Origin of the sequence: Hyphomonas jannaschiana VP2 (assembly GCF_000685215.1) — a bacterium.
Classification (GTDB): Bacteria; Pseudomonadota; Alphaproteobacteria; order Caulobacterales; family Hyphomonadaceae; genus Hyphomonas; species Hyphomonas jannaschiana.
Genome location: NZ_ARYJ01000004.1, coordinates 322,071 through 340,891, shown reverse-complemented (window position 1 = coordinate 340,891; position 18,821 = coordinate 322,071). Strand labels below are relative to the sequence as shown.

16 protein-coding genes are annotated in these 18,821 nt (G+C 59.2%); 9 read left to right on the top strand and 7 right to left on the bottom strand.

What is annotated here, in order from left to right; all coding sequences use genetic code 11:
* Positions 1 to 349: 349 nt before the first annotated feature.
* On the bottom strand, positions 350 to 1,498 hold the full coding sequence (locus HJA_RS08220) for a polysaccharide pyruvyl transferase family protein (RefSeq protein ID WP_081814605.1): 1,149 nt from the start codon (positions 1,496 to 1,498) through the stop codon (positions 350 to 352).
* A 118-nt stretch (positions 1,499 to 1,616) separates the two neighbouring features.
* On the opposite strand from HJA_RS08220, the gene HJA_RS08215 reads away from it, so the two are divergent.
* The 3 genes from HJA_RS08215 (at position 1,617) to HJA_RS08205 (ending at position 4,074) form a co-directional block, all read left to right on the top strand.
* On the top strand, positions 1,617 to 2,342 hold the full coding sequence (locus tag HJA_RS08215; protein ID WP_035580584.1) for a class I SAM-dependent methyltransferase: 726 nt from the start codon (positions 1,617 to 1,619) through the stop codon (positions 2,340 to 2,342).
* A gap of 89 nt (positions 2,343 to 2,431) precedes the next feature.
* Positions 2,432 to 3,262: an ABC transporter permease gene (locus HJA_RS08210; protein ID WP_081814604.1), complete on the top strand. Its 831-nt coding sequence runs from the start codon at positions 2,432 to 2,434 to the stop codon at positions 3,260 to 3,262.
* Positions 3,263 to 3,267: 5 nt separating this feature from the next.
* The gene (locus HJA_RS08205; protein WP_051597507.1) at positions 3,268 to 4,074 is read left to right on the top strand and encodes an ABC transporter ATP-binding protein; all 807 of its coding nucleotides are present in this window, start codon (positions 3,268 to 3,270) and stop codon (positions 4,072 to 4,074) included.
* 30 nt (positions 4,075 to 4,104) lie between these two features.
* Here HJA_RS08205 and HJA_RS08200 read toward each other — a convergent pair whose 3' ends face one another.
* The gene (locus tag HJA_RS08200; protein ID WP_162177043.1) at positions 4,105 to 7,347 is read right to left on the bottom strand and encodes a glycoside hydrolase family 99-like domain-containing protein; all 3,243 of its coding nucleotides are present in this window, start codon (positions 7,345 to 7,347) and stop codon (positions 4,105 to 4,107) included.
* A 234-nt stretch (positions 7,348 to 7,581) separates the two neighbouring features.
* Here HJA_RS08200 and HJA_RS17970 point away from each other — a divergent pair, with 234 nt between their 5' ends.
* Positions 7,582 to 8,841 (top strand): hypothetical protein, encoded by a 1,260-nt coding sequence (locus HJA_RS17970; protein ID WP_051597505.1) that lies wholly within the window; start codon positions 7,582 to 7,584, stop codon positions 8,839 to 8,841.
* 130 nt (positions 8,842 to 8,971) lie between these two features.
* Entirely contained in the window at positions 8,972 to 10,543 is a 1,572-nt protein-coding gene (locus tag HJA_RS08190; RefSeq protein WP_035580578.1) for a class I SAM-dependent methyltransferase, read from the top strand.
* Between the two features lie 12 nt (positions 10,544 to 10,555).
* Here HJA_RS08190 and HJA_RS17965 read toward each other — a convergent pair whose 3' ends face one another.
* Together HJA_RS17965 and rfbC are read right to left on the bottom strand one after the other, a co-directional pair.
* A complete protein-coding gene (locus HJA_RS17965; protein WP_051597504.1) occupies positions 10,556 to 11,887 on the bottom strand; it encodes a DUF2793 domain-containing protein in 1,332 nt (443 codons plus the stop codon).
* Positions 11,888 to 12,017: 130 nt separating this feature from the next.
* Positions 12,018 to 12,575, bottom strand: coding sequence for a dTDP-4-dehydrorhamnose 3,5-epimerase (gene rfbC, locus HJA_RS08180; protein ID WP_035580575.1), 558 nt, complete (start codon positions 12,573 to 12,575; stop codon positions 12,018 to 12,020).
* 304 nt (positions 12,576 to 12,879) lie between these two features.
* Here rfbC and HJA_RS08175 point away from each other — a divergent pair, with 304 nt between their 5' ends.
* Positions 12,880 to 13,995: a glycosyltransferase gene (locus tag HJA_RS08175; RefSeq protein ID WP_162177042.1), complete on the top strand. Its 1,116-nt coding sequence runs from the start codon at positions 12,880 to 12,882 to the stop codon at positions 13,993 to 13,995.
* A gap of 81 nt (positions 13,996 to 14,076) precedes the next feature.
* Positions 14,077 to 15,237: a DegT/DnrJ/EryC1/StrS family aminotransferase gene (locus HJA_RS08170; RefSeq protein ID WP_035580568.1), complete on the top strand. Its 1,161-nt coding sequence runs from the start codon at positions 14,077 to 14,079 to the stop codon at positions 15,235 to 15,237.
* A gap of 12 nt (positions 15,238 to 15,249) precedes the next feature.
* On the opposite strand, the gene nhaA is transcribed toward HJA_RS08170, so the two are convergent.
* The 3 genes from nhaA to HJA_RS18540 all read right to left on the bottom strand — a co-directional run bounded on the left by nhaA (position 15,250) and on the right by HJA_RS18540 (position 17,104).
* Positions 15,250 to 16,461: a Na+/H+ antiporter NhaA gene (nhaA, locus tag HJA_RS08165; RefSeq protein ID WP_035580565.1), complete on the bottom strand. Its 1,212-nt coding sequence runs from the start codon at positions 16,459 to 16,461 to the stop codon at positions 15,250 to 15,252.
* A gap of 217 nt (positions 16,462 to 16,678) precedes the next feature.
* Positions 16,679 to 16,894: a hypothetical protein gene (locus tag HJA_RS08160; RefSeq protein ID WP_035580562.1), complete on the bottom strand. Its 216-nt coding sequence runs from the start codon at positions 16,892 to 16,894 to the stop codon at positions 16,679 to 16,681.
* Positions 16,895 to 16,921: 27 nt separating this feature from the next.
* Positions 16,922 to 17,104: a hypothetical protein gene (locus HJA_RS18540; protein WP_155839894.1), complete on the bottom strand. Its 183-nt coding sequence runs from the start codon at positions 17,102 to 17,104 to the stop codon at positions 16,922 to 16,924.
* Between the two features lie 100 nt (positions 17,105 to 17,204).
* On the opposite strand from HJA_RS18540, the gene HJA_RS08155 reads away from it, so the two are divergent.
* Both HJA_RS08155 and HJA_RS08150 read left to right on the top strand, forming a co-directional pair.
* Complete coding sequence (locus tag HJA_RS08155; protein ID WP_081814600.1) at positions 17,205 to 18,140, top strand: LysR substrate-binding domain-containing protein; 936 nt, start codon at positions 17,205 to 17,207, stop codon at positions 18,138 to 18,140.
* Between the two features lie 85 nt (positions 18,141 to 18,225).
* Positions 18,226 to 18,597 carry a hypothetical protein gene (locus HJA_RS08150; protein ID WP_155839893.1) on the top strand — a complete coding sequence of 124 codons (372 nt, stop codon included), beginning with the start codon at positions 18,226 to 18,228 and terminating at the stop codon, positions 18,595 to 18,597.
* The last annotated feature ends 224 nt before the right edge of the window (positions 18,598 to 18,821 follow it).

Genomic DNA, 18,821 nt, shown 5'->3' with positions numbered 1-18,821 from the left:
TACCCTAGCCTGTTTGGTCTGCGCGAATAATGCAGACCTGTCGTGTTGCCTCTTTGACGAGGTGCTCCCGATCAATGACGCTCAGCACAAATCCTTTGGCAACAGTTTATGGGCTTATCTTGATTGTATAAGTCCGGCAAGAAATGACATCCTCCGGCAGCACCGAATGTAAGACCAATCCCGTTTAATATCCTCATTGCATATAAGACAGTGCGCACAGACGTAAGCAAGTTTCTGTTCACTTAAAATCCCCAATCAAAACACGGAAGCAAGCAGGGTCGCCTCCTCCGGATCTCGGTTGAAATATACTGATCCGAGCTTGAGCACTTGTCTCGATTGGTAGCCTTCATCAGCCTTCAGTCTTATGCTCCTGAGCCAATCCAAAGCCATCTGCTGGGTTGAGCCCTGACGCTTTCAAAAAGGCCTGGTACTTCAAATGGTTTTCTTTCCGCCGCTGGTAATAGCGATCAAGATCAGCCTTGCGGAACAAGGCCTCAACTGATCGGGAATCCAATCGCAATTGCTCTGCCGATATGGATGGAATGGCCGCGAATTCGGCCATCTCGCGAGTCCTGCTGTCATGGTAGACCAGCGCTGCGGGGACACCGGAATTCAGCGCCATGATCGTGCCGTGCAGCCGGGTGCCGAGCACATAGTCATACGCATCCAGTGAGCGCGACCATTCATCAACATCGTAGAAAACTTTGCCGTGCGCCTGCCAATAAGCGACCAGTTTATCCCAGTCGCCAGCGTCATAAATTTCCATGAGAAGGCTGCGGAGCTGATCATCAAGCCCTCCAGCCTTTGTCAGCCCAGCCAGCCAGGCCATTTCCTCTGGCTCTGACTGAAAAAGGATGTCCAGCTTCCTGGCGAATGCAAACCTGAACAAACGGCGGTGCACCGAGTCTGCCTTGGCGAACGGCGCATAGCTCGCTGAATAGCGGGTGGAATGTATCAACCCGCGGTCGGCGCGCACATGCGGCTTTGAAGGCGGCTGCGTAAATCGGCGAAAATCGTGGTAAAGCGACGGGCATCCCGTGACAGTTACATTCTGCACACCCAAGCCATTCAGGATCTGCTTTGTGTATTCCCCGCGCACGGAAATCGAAGCAGAACGTGCCGCAACAGCTTTGACCAGCCTTACGGTCCCCTCAGGAACATTAATTGACCCGGAATAAGAGGCGTCCTGTGCCCCAAGTCCAATCAGGACGACAGGAATTGTCAGGCGTTCGATACAGTCTGCCAGATCCGAAAAATCAACGGTCGGACCCAGCCAGTTTGCAGCCGGGATGACCAATGCACTCAGCCTCGAATTCAACTTTTCAGGGTCGAAGCTGAAACTGAACCTTTCTTTCGGACCACCTATCTGGTTCCATACAGCGTTGGTGAACAATAGATTCCCTGTGTTCTGTCCAACAAGATGATACAACCTGTCAAAAGAGTGTTGTGACCTTGCGTCCAGGTTGGGCAAGATTGAAAGGATTCCCGTTTTTGGCATTCATAACCTCTACCCGCGCCCCGGCTCCGCTCGGATCGGTAAAGGAAACCGGGCAGCTTGTCTCCCTGTCAGTTCAGTACTTTTTCAGGGCTGGTAATCTCCATTCGGTCCGCCCTGCATGACAGCCAAATTCAGTTTCGACCAGCCCGGTCGCTGCGACATTTGTGAAAACGATGTCGTCTTCCATTCCGATTTCAAGTGGTTCCGCGATCACCTGCTGTGTCCCGTGTGCCATTCGGTTCCTAGAGAACGCGCCCTGATGCGGGTTATCGACCTCTACGTGCCGGATTATAAGAGAAAGACGATCCACGAATCCTCCCCCGGTGGGCGCGGCGTGTCAGTAAAGCTCGGCCGCAAATGCCGGGGATATTCCTATTCACACTATTTCCCGGATGTTCCGCTTGGATCGATGCACCCGCAACGAAACGAGCGGTGCGAATCACTGGAAGCGCTGACCTTTCCGGACAACTCATTCGATCTGTTCATCACTCAGGATGTGATGGAGCATATCTTCAAACCCGGAGTTGCGTTTCGGGAGATCTCCCGTGTTCTGAAACCGGGGGGCATGCACATCCTGACCGTTCCATTAGTCAACAAGTGCAAGACCAGCGTACGCCGGGCGAACCGGGATGCAGATGGCAGCATTGTCCACCTGACGGAACCTGCCTATCACGGAAATCCGATCGACGAGAAAGGTTCGCTTGTCACCATGGATTGGGGCTACGATATCGTTCCGTTTATCCGGAAACAGTGCGGAATGTCGGTTCACATGATCACGATCGACGAAATCGAACGTGGCATTCAGGCCGAGTTCATCGAAGTCCTCGTTTGCACGAAAATGTAAAGTTGCTGCAATGGTATCCATTGGGCTTCCCTATCGAAGCCCTACGGGTTACCGACCGTGCCGGGGTTCGTAAAAACGAGTGAATAAGTATGACCAGACCCGTCAGAATTTCCACGACGGACCGCTTCAATCCCATGATTGTGCTGACCGATCTGGTCGATGGCGCCAAGCGGGTGCACCTGTGGCTGGCCTTTGCATCAGATGAGATCCAGAATCGTTACCGCCGCAGCAAATTGGGGTTGGCCTGGATTGTTCTTTCGTATCTGATTTTCGTCGCCACGATTTCGATCTTTTTCGGCACCTTCTCCGACCTCGACCACAACCGCTTCACCATCTATGTGGCGATTAATTTTGCCATCTTCACATTCCTGCTTGGGAATATCACAGACGGTTGTGCCGTATTCCGTGTTGCCCGCACCTGGATAAGCAGTGTGCCGCTGCCGCACTCGACGCACATCTACAAAAGCATTGCGCGCTCGCTCTTCGTCTTTACCATCAACATGATCGTCGCAATGACCATCTTTTTCCTGTACGGATATAAATTGGAACTGGTCGCCTGGGAGGCCATCCCGGCCTTTCTCCTGTTGCTGGTGGATGCCGTATTCGTCCAGATGATTCTCGGTTACATCACCGCCCGCTTCCGCGACATCGAGCACCTGATCCAATCGATCACCCGTATCCTGTTTTTCACGACCCCCGTCCTCTGGGTTCGCGATGAGCACGTCTCACGCGGCATGCGCAGCACCGTTTCGGAACTCAATCCGATGACACATGCGCTGGAAATTTTCTCTGCCCCCATTCTCGGCAGGCACGCTGATCCGCACAGCTGGATGTTCATCCTGTACATGTCGGTAGCGTTGTTTGTTATCGCACTTGTTGTGGGCGGATATTCGCACCGCCGCCTGCCCTACTGGTTGTAGTATCGATGAATAAGAGTGATGCCCCCGGGACCAGCCCCAATGCTTCAGGCCTGCCTGCGATACCGGAAGGTGATGATATTTTCCTGCGCGCCGAAAATATCGGCGTGAAGTTCGAGGTAAGCGGAAACGTTCGGGAGCAGGGCCTGTCGGAGCATGATCCGCGCCTGATCTGGAACAGGCGCCACCAGCTGCGTGGTGTGAAGGCGCTTTCCGACATCTCATTTGACCTGAAAAAAGGAGACCGACTGGCAATCATCGGCCGAAATGGATCAGGCAAGACCACGCTGCTTCAGACCCTTGCGGGTATTATCTCCCCCTCTGAAGGACGATTGATTTCGCGCGGGAACATCACAAGTCTCATCAATATCAATATCGGCATCCAGGCCGAGGCGACCGGCCATCGCAATATCACGCTCCGTGGCCTGGCCGCCGGGTATTCCCGAAAGGAAATCGAGGAAAAGCGACAAGGGATCGCAGAGTTCTCGGAGCTGGGTGACTTCCTGAACATGCCTATGGATTCCTATTCCGCAGGGATGCGAATGCGGCTGACCTTTGCCATCGCGACGGCCTTTAGCCCGGAAATCCTTATCCTCGACGAATGGCTCAGCGCCGGAGACGTGGCATTCAAAAAGCGGGCTACAGACCGGATGCAGGAATTTGTCTCGCAGGCAGGCATCCTGATCCTCGCCTCTCACAGCCACAAGCTGATCATGGACAATTGTGCGACCGGCATCTGGCTGGACGGCGGCAGAATTCGAGCCGCCGGCCCAGTCGCGGATGTCCTGAAGGCCTACGAAGAAAGCATGACGTGAATCCGGCACGCCAGGCCCGATAGCCCTGCGCTAGAGTCTTTCAGCGAGATGCTTCAGATACCCGTCGGCACGCCGTGCCATGTCGTCGTTGACATCTGCCAGTTCGGCTACGAAGGCCTGCATGCGCTGGATTTCGTCCCATTCGGCCTGACCAAACTTTGAGATTGTCACGCTTTCCGAATGGCGGCGGTGATAGTTCAGCGGACGGGGGTCGTAGGCGAACTTCCCCTCACCAGCCATACGTGCATAGACGCACCAGTCCCCGGCGACGCGGTAGGAAAGGATTTCATCCATATACTGATCGAGGACCCGCTGCAGGGCTTCGCGTCTGAACAAAACCCCACTCACATTGGGCAAGGTGTTCTTCACTGACAAGCCATTGGCGAGCTCATCCGCACCTTCCGTCACAAATGGCTGGCGCCAACGCGCGAGGCCGACATCCGCCACATAATCCAGATAGCTTGCAGAAAGGATCTCCCCCGCGCCGCTCACCTGATTGGATTGCGTATAGGACACGGCAACGTCCGGGTCGGAAAACGCCGCCGCAGCCGTCTTCAGGAAGTCACGGCCCGCCCAGTCGTCCGCCTCGGCGATCCAGACAATGTCTCCTTCGGCGAGGCTCACGCCTTTCTTCCATTGGGCAAAAACCGAGCCCGAGTTTTTCCCGTTTTCGATAATCCGGTAACGGACGGAGCTGTTGTGCAACAGCTTCTGCGCCACAGCCACACTGTCATCCGAGGATTTGTCATCCAGGAAGATGATCTCCCACACCGGCAGGGACTGGTTCAGGATGGACGCGATCCGCTGCGGAAGGTGATGCGCATAGTTGAAGTTCGGCACAATCACCGAGATTTTTGGCACCGGCTCATCCAGCAGGCGCAGCATGTCCCCGACGAAACTGCGGAAACCGAACTTGCTGCGGGCGATCTCCAGGCCGTACGTGGCAGCCTTCTGCAGCGCAGCCTGATCTCCCAGCAATTTCACAACTTCCCGTGCGAACCCTTCCGGGTCTGCATCAGGCAACACGGTGACGGCGCCATCTCCGGCCAGATCTGCCACGCCCCCCGTTCCGGCGACCATGAACACAGGCGTGCCGGCATCCAGCGCTTCGATCGCGGTGGACGGATACGGGTCTTCCCGTGATGTCAGCGCGAATGCGCTTGCCGCTGCATAGAACCGGCCCGTCTCATTCCGAAAACCGGGCAGATGGACATTCGCAGCCACCTCACCAGCTCCCGACAGGATCGCCTGGCATTCCTTCTCCATCTCCGGCGCCAACGCTCCAACCCAAATGAAATGCAGGGAAGGATCCGCGGCTGCTGCGGCCAGTGCCCAACGGCAGAATATGTCGACTCCCTTGCGATGATCGCCGTAGCCAACCCCGAGAATGAATTGCGCACTGTGCGGAACGCCGAATTCCTCACATAGCTGTGCATGAGCCGCCGCTTTCTGATCGAGCGAGATGATTCCGTCGCGCTTGTAGAGACCTTGCGGCTGGATCACCGGATTGGCCCAGTCGTGACCGAGCACTTCCTTCGCCGTTCGGTCACGGACCGTTTCAGAAGCGAAGACGACATGTTTCGCAAGCTTGTCCAATTCCCGCTGGTTGGCCTCCAGCTGCATCAGCGAGACAATCTCCGGCAGTTCATGAACCAGGCCGATACATTCGATCTCTTGCTCTGCCAGATAGGGTGCGAGCCAGCCGGACGCGGAAGAATTCACGATCGCCTTTGTGTAGCCATCCGACGCGAGCGCGCGGATCATGTCCCGCAGATCCCGCTCACTTGTCCGGCCGCGCATGGCCTGAACCAGCGGACCGTAAACCTGGAACCTGTCTTCCAGCGCGCCGTCGCCGCCGGCAATCGTCGCCACGTCATATCCGAACACGCTGTGAAGCGTCGCAACGAAATTGAGCGAGAGGTACTGCGCTCCGTGCCTGTGCAGGTCGTGCACCACGACAATGATCTTGCGGCGCGGCGCAGGCAGGTTGCCGGCCATGTCATGCACAAGCTCTGCAGGCTCCACCCGTTCTGCATCCTTGTCCGATTGCAGCCCCCTGCGGGTGGCGTCGAGCCATGCGTAGCCGTGTGTCAGGTCAGGCTCGATGTGCGCCCCCTCGGCCCACTCGTTCCAGGAATTGATGAAGACGAGACGCTCTGACGGATCACTGAAACGGGCCTGCACATCCAGAGCCGCCTTGCGCAGCCAGCCGGCATATTCGTCCGGACCGGTGTTCACGAACACCGTGCCCCGGTTCATCCGCCGGGCCGTATTGTCCCATCGCGGCGTCACCCCGCGGAACAGTTTGTAAGCGGGCTCTTCATAAGCCTCTGCCCGTTTCGGCAGGACGCTCCAGTCATAGATCTTGCACTCGAAATCGTCCGACACCGGAACGACAAGACCGTCTTCCGGTTCCAGCCCCATATTGTTCGGCGGGAACTCCGTCGCCGCGTCGAACCCAAAGTCTGCCGGATCCGCTATGTCGAAAGACTGCGTGCAGGTCAGATAGATTTCTCCGATCCCGTTCTCCCGGCACCAGCTACGCCAGCGTTCCGCCGTCGCCTTCGCATCCGGCAACAGGCCGGGGCGGTAGACCATCACAAGTGGCCGCCCTTTCACACGCAGGTATTTCGGATTGCGCAGATAGCGGGAAAGATAGGAGATGAAGGCGATGTCATCTTCCGGCGTGTGGTTCTGCCCCATCAGGACTTCCTGCTCACGCCCGTCCCAGGTGCGGCTCCAGCTCTCGTTCGCCCAGCAAAGGCAGAACGGGAAGTCGATCTCCTCATCCGCCGCCCAGGCTTCGATCGGCGCCTCGAGCAGGCGCTGGCCGGCAAACCAGTAGAAGTAAAAGCAGAACCCCTCCAGGCCGTATTGCTTCGCCAGCGCCGCCTGACGCCGCCGCACATGCGGATGCTCCAGCAGATCATAATAGCCAAGCTCCCCCGGTCGGATCGGCTGGTCATGCCCCTCGAACTGGGGCTTCGCCCGGCAGACATTGGTCCACTCGGTAAACCCCGCTCCCCACCATTCATCATTCTCGGGAATCGGATGGAACTGGGGCAGGTAAAAAGCGATCGCCCGTGCCAGCAGGGAGTCGGGACGCGGCAGACCCGACAGTTCCGCATGAACAGGCCGGTCGGCTTCCACAGGGCCGCGCAGCGACTGCCGAAGCCTAGCCTCGGCCAGCCGGTCGACCTCCAGCTTCCAGTTCCGATAGGTCGCGCTCCAACTGACCAGGAAGGGCAGATTGCGGAATACGAACCCAGCCACGCGATCTTTCATACCTGGCGGAAACGGCATGCGCCGCCACACCGCCCGCAGGGCGACCGAAAGCTTCCTGCGAAGTGTCTGCACCAGTCCCCCCGCAGCTCCATCAGGCTCTGTCACGTCATAACTCTCTTCTGGAATCCCGCCTGTCCTTCCTTCCATTATCGCCCTCAGGATTCAACCAGCCATCTCATGTCTGTGTTTGAATACGGCCAAGAGGAATGCTAGTCCCGCGCAATGAAAACCGGCTGCTTCACAATCTGCTCGCGCAACTATCTGGCCTACGCCCTGACGCTTCGCGACAGCGTGCTGGAGGCAGAGCCGGGTCTCGATTTCAAAATCTTCCTGGCGGACGAGCCGGTTTCAGAGAAAACGCCAGAGGGCGTTGAAATCATACCGGTTTCAGACCTCGGTGCGGAAGAAATGCGCGATATGGCCTTCCGCTATACCGTGATCGAGTTCAACACGGCCGTGAAGCCTTTCTGTTTCGATTACATGTTCGACAAGGGCGGCTACGATGCGGTGATCTATCTCGATCCCGACATTCGCCTGTTCGGCCCGATGCAGCAGGTTCACACTGCGCTGGCCGCCGGCGCATCTGCTGTACTGACGCCCCACATCTGCAAGCCCCTGCCGGAGGCCGATGCGCCACTTGAGCTGGACCTCATGCGTTCGGGCACTTTCAATCTCGGCTTCGCTGCCTTCGCCAACACGTCGGAAACACGCACCTTTATTACCTGGTGGAAAAACAAGCTGCGTGAGTATTGCCGGGTCGACCTTCAGAACGGCCTCTTCGTCGATCAGCGATTCGTCGACTTCGCGCCAAGCTTCCTTGAGCACCTCACCGTACTGCGCGATCCCGGTTACAATGTCGCCTACTGGAATTTTGCAAACCGCCCGGTAGAGAAAACCGCCGACGGCTGGACCGCAGCGGGCAGCCCGCTCGTCTTCTTCCATTTCAGCGGCGTTGCGCCAGGCGACACCAGCATTTTCTCCAAGCACCAGTCGCGCTTTGACGCGACAAACATCGGCGATGCCGCAGAGCTGTTACGTGACTATCTGGACAGGCTGGCCGCAAATAATCATGCGCGCTGGACGACCATCCCTTACGGGTTTGGTCATTTCAAGACTGGCGAACCAATTATCGATCCGATGCGCCAGGGCCCGCCGGCCAACCCAGCTGACCCTTTCGTCGCCCCGAACCACACCTATTGGAACGCACCCAGCGAGCGTGTCGAGCAGACACCGGGCACCTGTATCACCCGCCTGATGCTCGCCATTCACGAAGCCCGGCCAGATCTGCGTCAGGCCTTCCCGCTCTCAACCGCCGCCGGCCGGCGCGACTTCCACGCCTGGTTCGTTGCACACGGGGCTCGGGAGTACCGGATTGACGAGAACACGCTCGGTGCCGCCCTGTCCGAATCTGCCATCCGGGCACAAACGATTGCCCGTCACTTCGCCCGCCTTCGCCTTGCCATGTCCAAAACCAAAGGCTGACAGACAGCATCTGCGCAAATGACCCATATGCATGCTTCTCAAGGTCCGGATGCTGGCTACAATCCCCCAAAACCTAATCGTGAGCCTCAGGCGGCTACCCGGATCTGACCCGAAAGACATCGAGGTATAAATGTCCCATCAGCTCGCCCGCAACAAAGGTCCAGCATCCCCGCGTTTCGATGTCTGTTGCGTGATCGATCAGGGACCCCAGTTCTTCACAGAAGTCGTTCTCTGGGCCATTTGCGCCCGCCAGCACCTTCCCGCGGACAGATACCGGTTGATCGTCTATGTCGTCGGTAACGGCCCGGCAGACCTGATCGACTGGCTGGAAAACAGGGACATCGAAGTGCGGCAGGCTGAACGGCCGGTACCGGATTCGATTATCTGCAACGCGATTGTCCCCTTTCTGGATTCGCATGATGCCGATTGGGTTATTTCAACCAGCTCCAGCCTGTTCTTCGTCCGCGACCCCGGCCCGCTTTTTGGATCATCCCGCATCCGGGCGCTCCCGAACGACAATGCCCGGCCTCCGGCAGAGACCTTCCGGCAACTTCTTTCCGAAGCGATGCCGGACCGACCATACCGTCCTGGCTTTTCTCCCTTTCCCGGCCCCGGCGGGATGCGCGAAACCCATATCAACAACATCTCCAGCGCGATGATCGCCGTACCTGCAACCCGGTGCCGGGAGCTGGCGGAGATCTGGAAAAAATGGGCCCTCTGGCTGAACGAGAAAGCAGACCTGTTGGCAAACCCTGCCCTGTTTGCCGACAAGGCTTCATTCGCACTCGCGATGGAAGACCTTGGAGAAGATGTCGACTTCCTGCCACTGCAGGCTGGCGCGATCCTGCCGTCGCTCCTGAATATCGAAACGCCCTATGCCCTGCACATACCGGCAGCGCATGTGCCGCGCACACCCAACCGCTTTAACGAGAACAAGACCCTGCGAAAGTTCAAGCTCAGGCCTGGTGCGGCCGAAGCCATCCAGGACCTGAACGCCTGCATCCGGGAAGCGGTCCGGGAAATCAGGGAATTGCCCAGCGCCCGCAAGGCCCTCGACGTCTTCCTGAATCCGGAAATTTCTGAACAGCACATTCGGAACGAAGCCGCAAACGATCCTGAATTCGACAACCAGTCCTTCTGGGACAATCGGTATACGACAAACATCGCGCTGGGCTCCGGCGTCGGCTCGCGCGGCACCAATATGCATCTGAAGCGGGAGCTCATTTCAGACTTCCTGGATGAGATGAAACCGGAGAGTATCCTGGATGTCGGGTGCGGTGATTTTGAAGTTCTGTCCGGTATCGACCTGAAGGCGACCTATCTCGGCCTCGATGTTTCATCCGTAGTGGTCGAGCGTAACCGCGTCATGTTCCCCGGGAAAAGCTTCAAGAACACAGACTTCGCCGCCCTTGATGATGTCACTGAATACGAGGCCGATGTCGTCTTCAATTTTGAAGTCCTTATCCATCAGCATACTTATGATGCGTATACCCGGCTGGTGAGAAACATCGTGAACGCCGCCAGGAAGGGCGGTTTCATTTCGGGTTACATACAAGACCCACGGCCGCATCTCAGCAGCGCCATCATTGCCTGGCATGAACCGCTGACCGAAACGCTGGAAAAAATGGGCGCAAAAAATATCCAGATTCGCGCCGCTTCCTCCGACACTGAAGCCATGTGCTATGTTTCATTCGAACGCTGACAGAATGCCTTCCTAGATATAAACTCCCAGGACCCGTGCGAACGTGATCGTCAGATCCGTGGTGCCGGTCTCCAGTTGTTCGCGAACGAAGACCAGATTGCTGGATGAAATGGGAGACGGCTCCGTCGTCGGTATGGGCAGCGTCATCGCATTGCGCGACCCGTCCGTAAGGCTGTTGCCGCCGAAAGCCGATCCGCCGGAGCCGTCCGCCGAGAAGGAAAGTGACGCCACCCCATCCGACGAGGTGATGAACAAGCCCAGCATCACGCCTTTCTGCGGAAATACGGCGCCGAGCTGGTTTTGCAGATAACCGCTAATATCCAGCGCCACCATTTCCAGCACATTGCCGCCGGTCGGGTTCGGGTCGCCCAGGCGCAGCGTGTCGCCAGCCATCCAACTGGCAATGTGAGCCGCATCGGTTACACGCATGTCGGTCGAGGACAGGTTCCAGTCTACCCACGCTGCTTCGGCGGGTGACTTGCTCATGTTCCACACGCGCACCGCCACATTGTCCCGCATGCCATTGGAATAGATCTGGTCCACGTCCGCACTATCGAGCGTCAGGGTTGTTCCGCTTGCTGAGGCCAGTGTGAAAGTCCGCGGGATGGCAGGCCGCGAAGAATCGAGCCGCCAGATCTCCTCCACAGGCGCAGGCAGGTACTGAGCAACCGGCAGACCTGTGACCTCATGGATAACGCCCTGCGGAAACCGCAGGCGCCCGTCTGACCGCCCGATCTTCAACGCCTCAGTCCAGCTTGCACCATCCTCACTGACCTTCACATGCAGGTCGTCGTCGCCCGTCAGGCCGATTTCTGCCCGTCCTGACCAGTCCGTCTGCATCAGCAGGGACAAGGTCTTGCCGGGCGCTTCCTTGTTCAGCGTGTAGCGCAGGTTCCCATCGCCGCCCTCGGCATCGTATTGCGCAGCCCACAGCACCTTGTTCAGTTTTGCCGAGAAGGGGGTCGCCGTATCCGCCTCCGTGCCGATGCCGAGCCGGGACAGGTTCTGCAGGATCTCAGACCATACCGAACCGGACCAGACGCAGATCAGGCCCTCATCCGCAACAAAAGCCCGCCAGCCTGTCTGCGGCGCGACGAACGTCCATGCGCCGTCCTGCCAGGCAGCGATCTTGCCTTCATGGCCAGCCCACTCACCACTGGCCCCAGCCGCCACGATCCAGCAGCTGCCCTCTTCCGGCGCGGCAGGCGGCGCGCCGAGATCGCGGTCCTGCACCGTAAGCTGCACAAGCGCATCCAGCCGCTGCAGCGCTTCGTTGTAGGTGACGTGCTTCTGGGCCTGGTTCGGCAGCAAGAACGGCAAAGCGAGACGCGGTGAGGTATCCATGGCAGGGCTCCGGGGTGATTGAACACCCAGGATTCTGCGCGGACGACGCGTCCGCTGAATTCGCCTGCCCGGACCCCCTTTCCCGCATGAGATTACCCGGTGGACAGGACCGTGCCTGTGCAACGGCGCGTCAGAAAGGCGTCTCGAAATCTGCAAAGGCCGGCGCTGCCGCATCCTTGTCAGACAGCACGGCCTCCGCAGACGGAATGCCCCAATCGATCGCCAGCGTCGGATCATTCCAGAGCACAGCGCCGTCACATTCCTTCGAATAATAGTTGTCGACCTTGTAGGCGATTTCGGTATCCGGCTCGAGCGTGGCAAAGCCATGCAGAAAACCGCGCGGCACGTAGATCTGCACCCCGTTCTGTGCGCTCAGCTCCGCGCTGACCCATTTGCCGTAGGTCGGCGAACCTTTACGTACATCCACCGCAACATCGATGATCGCGCCGCGCAGAACCCGAACCAGCTTGGCTTGGGCGAAAGGCGGCGCCTGGTAGTGCAGGCCGCGGACAGTTCCCCTCTTGGCTGACAAGGAGTGATTGTCCTGCACAAAATCCGCGTCGATACCGGCTTCCTTGAAACGCTGGGCATTGTAGGTTTCACTGAAGAAGCCGCGATCATCACCAAATCTAGGCGGTGTCACGAGTTTGACATCCGGAATGGCTAATGATTCAACTTTGAGTGACATAAATGGATCTCCGCGGTCATTGTGGAACGCTGTGTGCCTCTTTGGTGCACCAGTGTCCAGACAGCGGCGATCATTACAAAACCATTAGGAATCGAGGCCTTAAAATATCCTGCAGTCTGCTTGCTTCACGTCCTGTGGGGCGTCATGTTGGCGCGCAGCCTGTTCGGCTATCTGTCCGGGAATGATGAGCCAAATTTTGCGTACCGAGTCGCCTATCCAGCAAGGTAAGGCCGCCCTCCGGCGGATGATCCTGCCCCAACCGGGTTCAGGCGCCATCACTTTCCGCGAAAACAGCCCGCTGGTTGTGGCGGGCACCTTCCAGACCGGGAATGGTATCGGCCGCGCCGCGCGCTCCTGCTATGAGGCTCTGCGTATTGAGGGCCTGTCCCCCATCGCCGTCGATCTAAGCACCTTGTTCAACCAGGCCGACACCGAAAGCGTCGTGCCGCTGTCTGCCATGCCGCGCTCGCGTAACGGCACGCTGATCCTGTTTGCCAATGCCCCGGAAACGGAACGGGCGCTGATGGCGCTGGGACTGCGCCGATGGCACGACTGGCGGATTATTGGCGCCTGGGCATGGGAATTGCCGGTCGGCCCGAAAAGCTGGGCGCGTCAGGCCAGGATGCTGTCCGAAGTCTGGTATCCCAGCCAGTATGTGCACGACGCCCTGCACCAGAAGCTGGAGACCTCTCACCGCATCGTCCCGCATTATGTGCCCGCTGCAACGGACAATCCCCGGCCGCTTCTGGCGGAATCGAATGACGGCGTGCGTTTACGTGCTCTCTGTATCGCCGACGGTCGCTCATCCCTGCCGCGCAAGAACCTGCTGTCCGCTATCCGCATGTTCACTCACGCCTTTACAGGCAATGAGAAGACAGAGCTTGTAATCAAGTGCCGCAACCTGGACCTGTTTCCCGAATATCAGCGCGAAGTGATGCAGGCTGTGGCACAGGATGTCCGCATCAAGCTGATCGATCGGATGCTGCCGCAAGATGAGCATGACTCGCTGCTGGCACGCAGTGATGTCCTCATATCGCCTCATCGGGCAGAAGGGTTTGGACTCAACCTCGCCGAGGCGATGGCCCGCGGCAAGGCAGTTATAGCGACCGGCTGGTCAGGTAATCTCGAGTTTATGAACACGCAGAATTCCATTCTGCTGCCGTACCGTATGATCCCCGTTGCAGATCCAAGCGGCATTTATAAGGGCTTCGATGGCGCCCAGTGGGCCGAGGTGGAAATCGACGCGGGCGCAAAGGCCCTGCGCGACCTGTATGACAGCCCCTCCACTGTCTCCAACCTGGCCGAAGCGGCCCACGCTTCAATTCGTCGGACGCTGGTATCGGATCGCTATACGGATGCCCTCTTCGGCCGGAATGATGATCCAGCCCGAAACCGGGAAATGGTCCGAAATACGCTGTAACCAGCCGTGACTTGCGGGCAGTCGGGCCGGTCCCCTATGTGCAGCCCACATTGGTATAGTCACGCGCGGAGTCGCTCCCCCATGTCCCTTCCCTTCATCGATCTTCAGGCCCAGCGCAAGCGCATCGAAACCGAGGTCAACGCCGCCATTCTTTCCGTTGTGGAGAGCGGGCGTTACGTGCTCGGACCGGAAGTGACGGAGCTGGAAAAACAGCTCGCGGACTGGTGCGGTGCTAAGCATTCGGTCAGCTGCGCAAACGGCACGGACGCGATCGCCCTGCCGCTGATGGCCTGGGAAGTGGGCCCGGGCGACGCTGTCTTCTGTCCGTCCTTCACCTTTGTCGCCACCGCGCAGGTCGTACCATGGACGGGCGCCTCGCCGGTGTTCGTCGACATCCTGCCCGACACCTACAACATGGACCCGGCGAGCCTCGAAGCCGCCATCGCCCGCGTGAAAGCCGAAGGCAAGCTGACGCCGAAAGTCGTCATCGCCGTGGACCTGTTCGGCCAGCCAGCGGATTACCCAGCCATCAAGGCGATCTGCGACCGCGAAGGCCTCAAACTGATCTCCGATAATGCGCAGGGCTTTGGCTGCACGCTGAACGGCAAAGCAACGACCGACTGGGCCGACATCGCCACAACCAGCTTCTTCCCGGCCAAGCCGCTCGGCTGTTACGGCGACGGCGGCGCGGTGGTGACCAATGACGACCGCCTCGCCGAACTGGTCGAGGCACTGCGCGTCTATGGCAAGGTGACGCCGACCGATGCCGCCCAGCGCAATTTCCATCACGACCCGAAATACCTGTCGCTGCGCGTCGGCATGAACTCCCGCCTCGATACGATCCAGGCAGCGGTGCTTCTGGAGAAGCTCAAAATCTTCGCCGACGAGATCGAGCTGCGCCAGAAAGTGGCTGCGCGGTATACGGAAGGCCTGACAGGCCATGTCCGCCGCGTGCCGCACATCATCGACGGCGGCAAGAGCGTCTGGGCGCAATACGTGATCGAGCACGAAAACCGCGACGGCCTGCAGGCGCATCTCGGCACGCAGGGCATTCCCTCCATGGTCTACTATCCCGTCCCGATCCACATGCAGGACTTTGCCGCCGAATGGGCCCCGCCCGCAGGCACTCTGCCGGTCACCGAAACGGCGAGCAAATACGTCATTGCCCTTCCGATGCACCCCTATCTCGCCGAAGCCGACCAGGACCGCGTCATCGACGCCATCCGCGCCTTCAACGGCTGATCGGCAGGGGCATCAGACAGCCCCTGCCGGCAGACTGCCGAGATTTTGCGCGTCCTTCGCCCGGCTTGCCAGGCGGAGCACGGTAAAGCCGAGCAGGCCGGAGGCGACAGATCCCATCAGGACGCCCAGCCGCACCTGATCCAGTGCCTCAGCGGTGCTGAACGCCAGGCTGCCGATGAACAGGCTCATCGTGAACCCCACACCTGTGAGACAAGCCACGCCATAGACCTGCAGCCAGCTCACGCCGGAGGGCAGCCGCGCGATACCCGACTTCACCGCAACATAGGTGAGGCCAAACACACCGAGCTGCTTGCCAAGGAACAGGCCCAGCGCGATCCCGAGCGGGACGGCACCCGTCAGCGCATCGAGGTCCACGCCGCGCAGGTCCACACCCGCATTGGCAAAGGCGAACACCGGCAGGATCATGTAGGCGACCCAGGGGTGCAGCCCATGCTCCAGCTTATGGAGCGGTGACTGTCCGGATTCCTTGCGCACTGCCAGAGGAATGGCGAGCGCCGTCAGCACGCCGGCCAGGGTGGCATGCACGCCAGACTTCAGTACGCAGACCCAGATAAACACGCCAACGAGGATGTAAGGCATGATCCGCTTGACGCCCATCCGGTTCAACAGGATCAGGCCTGCGAAGCCGGCGCCCGCCAGGCCGAGCGCCTGAAGCGAAAGTTGCTCCGTATAGAACAGGGCGATGATGAGGATCGCGCCCAGGTCGTCGATAATGGCGATGGCCAGCAGCAAAATCTTGAGCGCGACCGGGGCACGCGTGCCCAGAAGCGCCAGAATGCCGAGCGCAAACGCAATGTCGGTCGCAGCTGGAATGGCCCAGCCGCGCAGGGTTTCAGGGGACGACAGGTTCAGCGCCACATAGATCAGGGCAGGCCCCGCCATGCCGCCAATGGCGGCAAGCGCGGGGAGCACCGCCTTGTCAAAGGAGGACAATTCGCCCTCGAGTATCTCCCGTTTGATCTCCAGACCGACCAGCAGGAAGAACACGGCCATCAGGCCGTCATTGATCCAGAGCAGCAATGGCTTGGCAATTTCAAGCGCCCCAAGCTGGACAGCCACGGGCGTGGACAGGAGGGCGCCATACCAGTGGCTTGCGACCGTGTTGTTGGCCACAATCGCCAGGGCAGCCGCCAGCATCAGGATCAGGCCGGCAGCGCTTTCAAGTCTGAGGAAATCCTGGATACGGGCGACAACTTTGGTCATGAACAATCATCCTTACGTGTGCTGTTTGTGCGTTGAATGGCTGACAGTGCATCAGCCGGAAAAATTACGATCCCCGCCGACGGCCTTCCCTGCCTGGCGGCGGGGGTTTGGGGGTCGGAGAGCTGAACCAGCCAGGTCGTGCCTGCCGGGGGGATCGTGTCGGCCGGGAGAGCAATCCTGTCAGGGGCAGGTCCCGGCCGGGGTCGTGTGAGGTATTCTAGTCAGCGGGGAAGTCGAAGCCGCCCCTGCGGCGGGGCAGGCGTCCGCCCTCCCCTTCCCAGCGGTTTATCGCTTCGGCATCATCCCGGGACCGGATCCGTACAGGGATCAGCGGCCCCTTGCGTGGGCGGTTCTTCCGCCCACGCGGCTCTGCAAAGTCAGCCATTTCTTCGAGGAAAGCGGCGATCAGGTCTTTGAGGACAGACATGGTCATTCCCTTCGCTTCTGCACTTGCCTGAAGTCAGGCAACCCGGCGTGTACGACGCCTGCGGCGGCGGTACTGGGATGGCGTTTCCTCAATGCTATTGCCACTTACATCCGCTTTCGGACGATTGTCTGCGGCTTCCATGAACCGGCCGCCACGGCCCGGACCTGCCGGGCCAACATGGCGCCCCGTCCAGAGGTCGTCGGTCAGTCGATACATTTGATTGGTCTCCTTTCTCTTGCGATGACTGAGATATGCCGCCATATGCCCGATAGCTCAAATCGAATGTATCTTATTTTCTGATAGGTTTTTCCGAACCATGAGACCAACCCTTCGCCAACTCCAATACATCGTGGCCGTCGCGGACACGGGCCGTTTCCGCGACGCTGCCCTGCAGCTGGGCGTGAGTCAGCCAAGCCTCTCCGAACAGATTTCGGACGCGGAAGCCCAGCTTGGCGTGACGCTGATCGAACGCGCTCGTACCGGGGCAGTCCTTACACCGGCAGGCGTGGAAGTCGTACGCCGTGCCCGGATTGTCCTGACACAGGTGGAAGACCTGAAGACGGTTGCACGACAGGTCACCGGCGATCTCGCGGGCCGTTACCGGCTGGGAACACTGCCGACGATTGGCCCCTACCTTCTGCCCAGCGCAGTTCGGGAACTACACCAGCTTTATCCGGACCTGCGCCTGGGTGTTCGGGAAGAGCGGACAATCGACCTAGACGAAAAGCTCAATGATGGCCGGCTCGACATGGTCATTTCGACGGCCGAGGATCATCTGAATTCAGAGTCCATGCAGCTCTTCGACGAGCAGCTCTATGTCTGTACGGCCTCCGATGACCCAATCGGGGGAGGAAACGGGGCCCTGAAGATTTCGGCGCTCAAGGGCCGCGAAGTGCTCAGCCTTGGATATGGTCACCGCCTCAGCACCGTGGTGCAGAAACTGGCAGAAGCAGCAGGCGCGCATGTATCGACAGAATATGAAGGGACGTCTCTGGACGCGATCCGGCAGATGGCAGGCATGGGCGCAGGTGTCGCAATTGTCCCCAGTCTTTATGCGGTGATGGAAGCCAGCAAAGACCCGCACCAGATCGTCCGGCCAATTGATCATCCTCTGGCGCGCCGCCGGATCAGCCTGGTGTGGCGCGCAGGATCTCCTCTGGAACAGAACATCCAGAAACTGGGCCTGGTCTTCAGGGATGTGGCGGCAGACCTCCTGGATCAGGGAACAAAAACCAGGAAAGGAAAAACCTAACACCAATTCAGTTTCAATCGATTTTACTTATCATCCACCTTGTCTCACTTTCCGTGAACAAACTAATATGGAAGGAGGTAAGAGATTGGAATACGGTAATGTCCAGATCCTGCCGGTCCGGCCGGAATCCGCGCCGCAGCCCCCGGCGGCCACCGGTGACAACCTGAGATACGCGGAGTTCGAATGCCGCTGGGCCGGAGATCCCACCGTTCTCGAAGACGTTATCCTCGCCCGCGTCGACTGGGGGCCCTTTGAGGTCACCTGCCGCCCTCACCCCCGGACAGAAGACAAATGCCTGTGTACGGTATTTTACTTCGGTCCCTTGCGGGAGCGCCCTCACCTGATGGCGAGTTTCTGGCATGTGATGGAACGCTTCCCGTTCTATCTTGGGGACGCACGCAAAACCGAAAACAGGATGCGGGCGTACCAACCCAGCGCCGAATCCGTATCCGTCTGACACCCCTCCTCCCCGCTTCTGGCAGCTGACCAGAGCGCGGAAGGGCGGCTGGCCGCAGCCGGAAGGTGGCCGCACGTGCCTCCCCGCGCGGCAGCCTTGCCCGGCATCAGCACCCCGGAAAGCAAACCACAGGCCCGCTATAGATGGTCTATAGACGGTCTATAAATGGTGTTTGTGATGGTGTTCCCGCAGCCAGGTGCTGCTCCGACAGCGCCTGGCGCGTT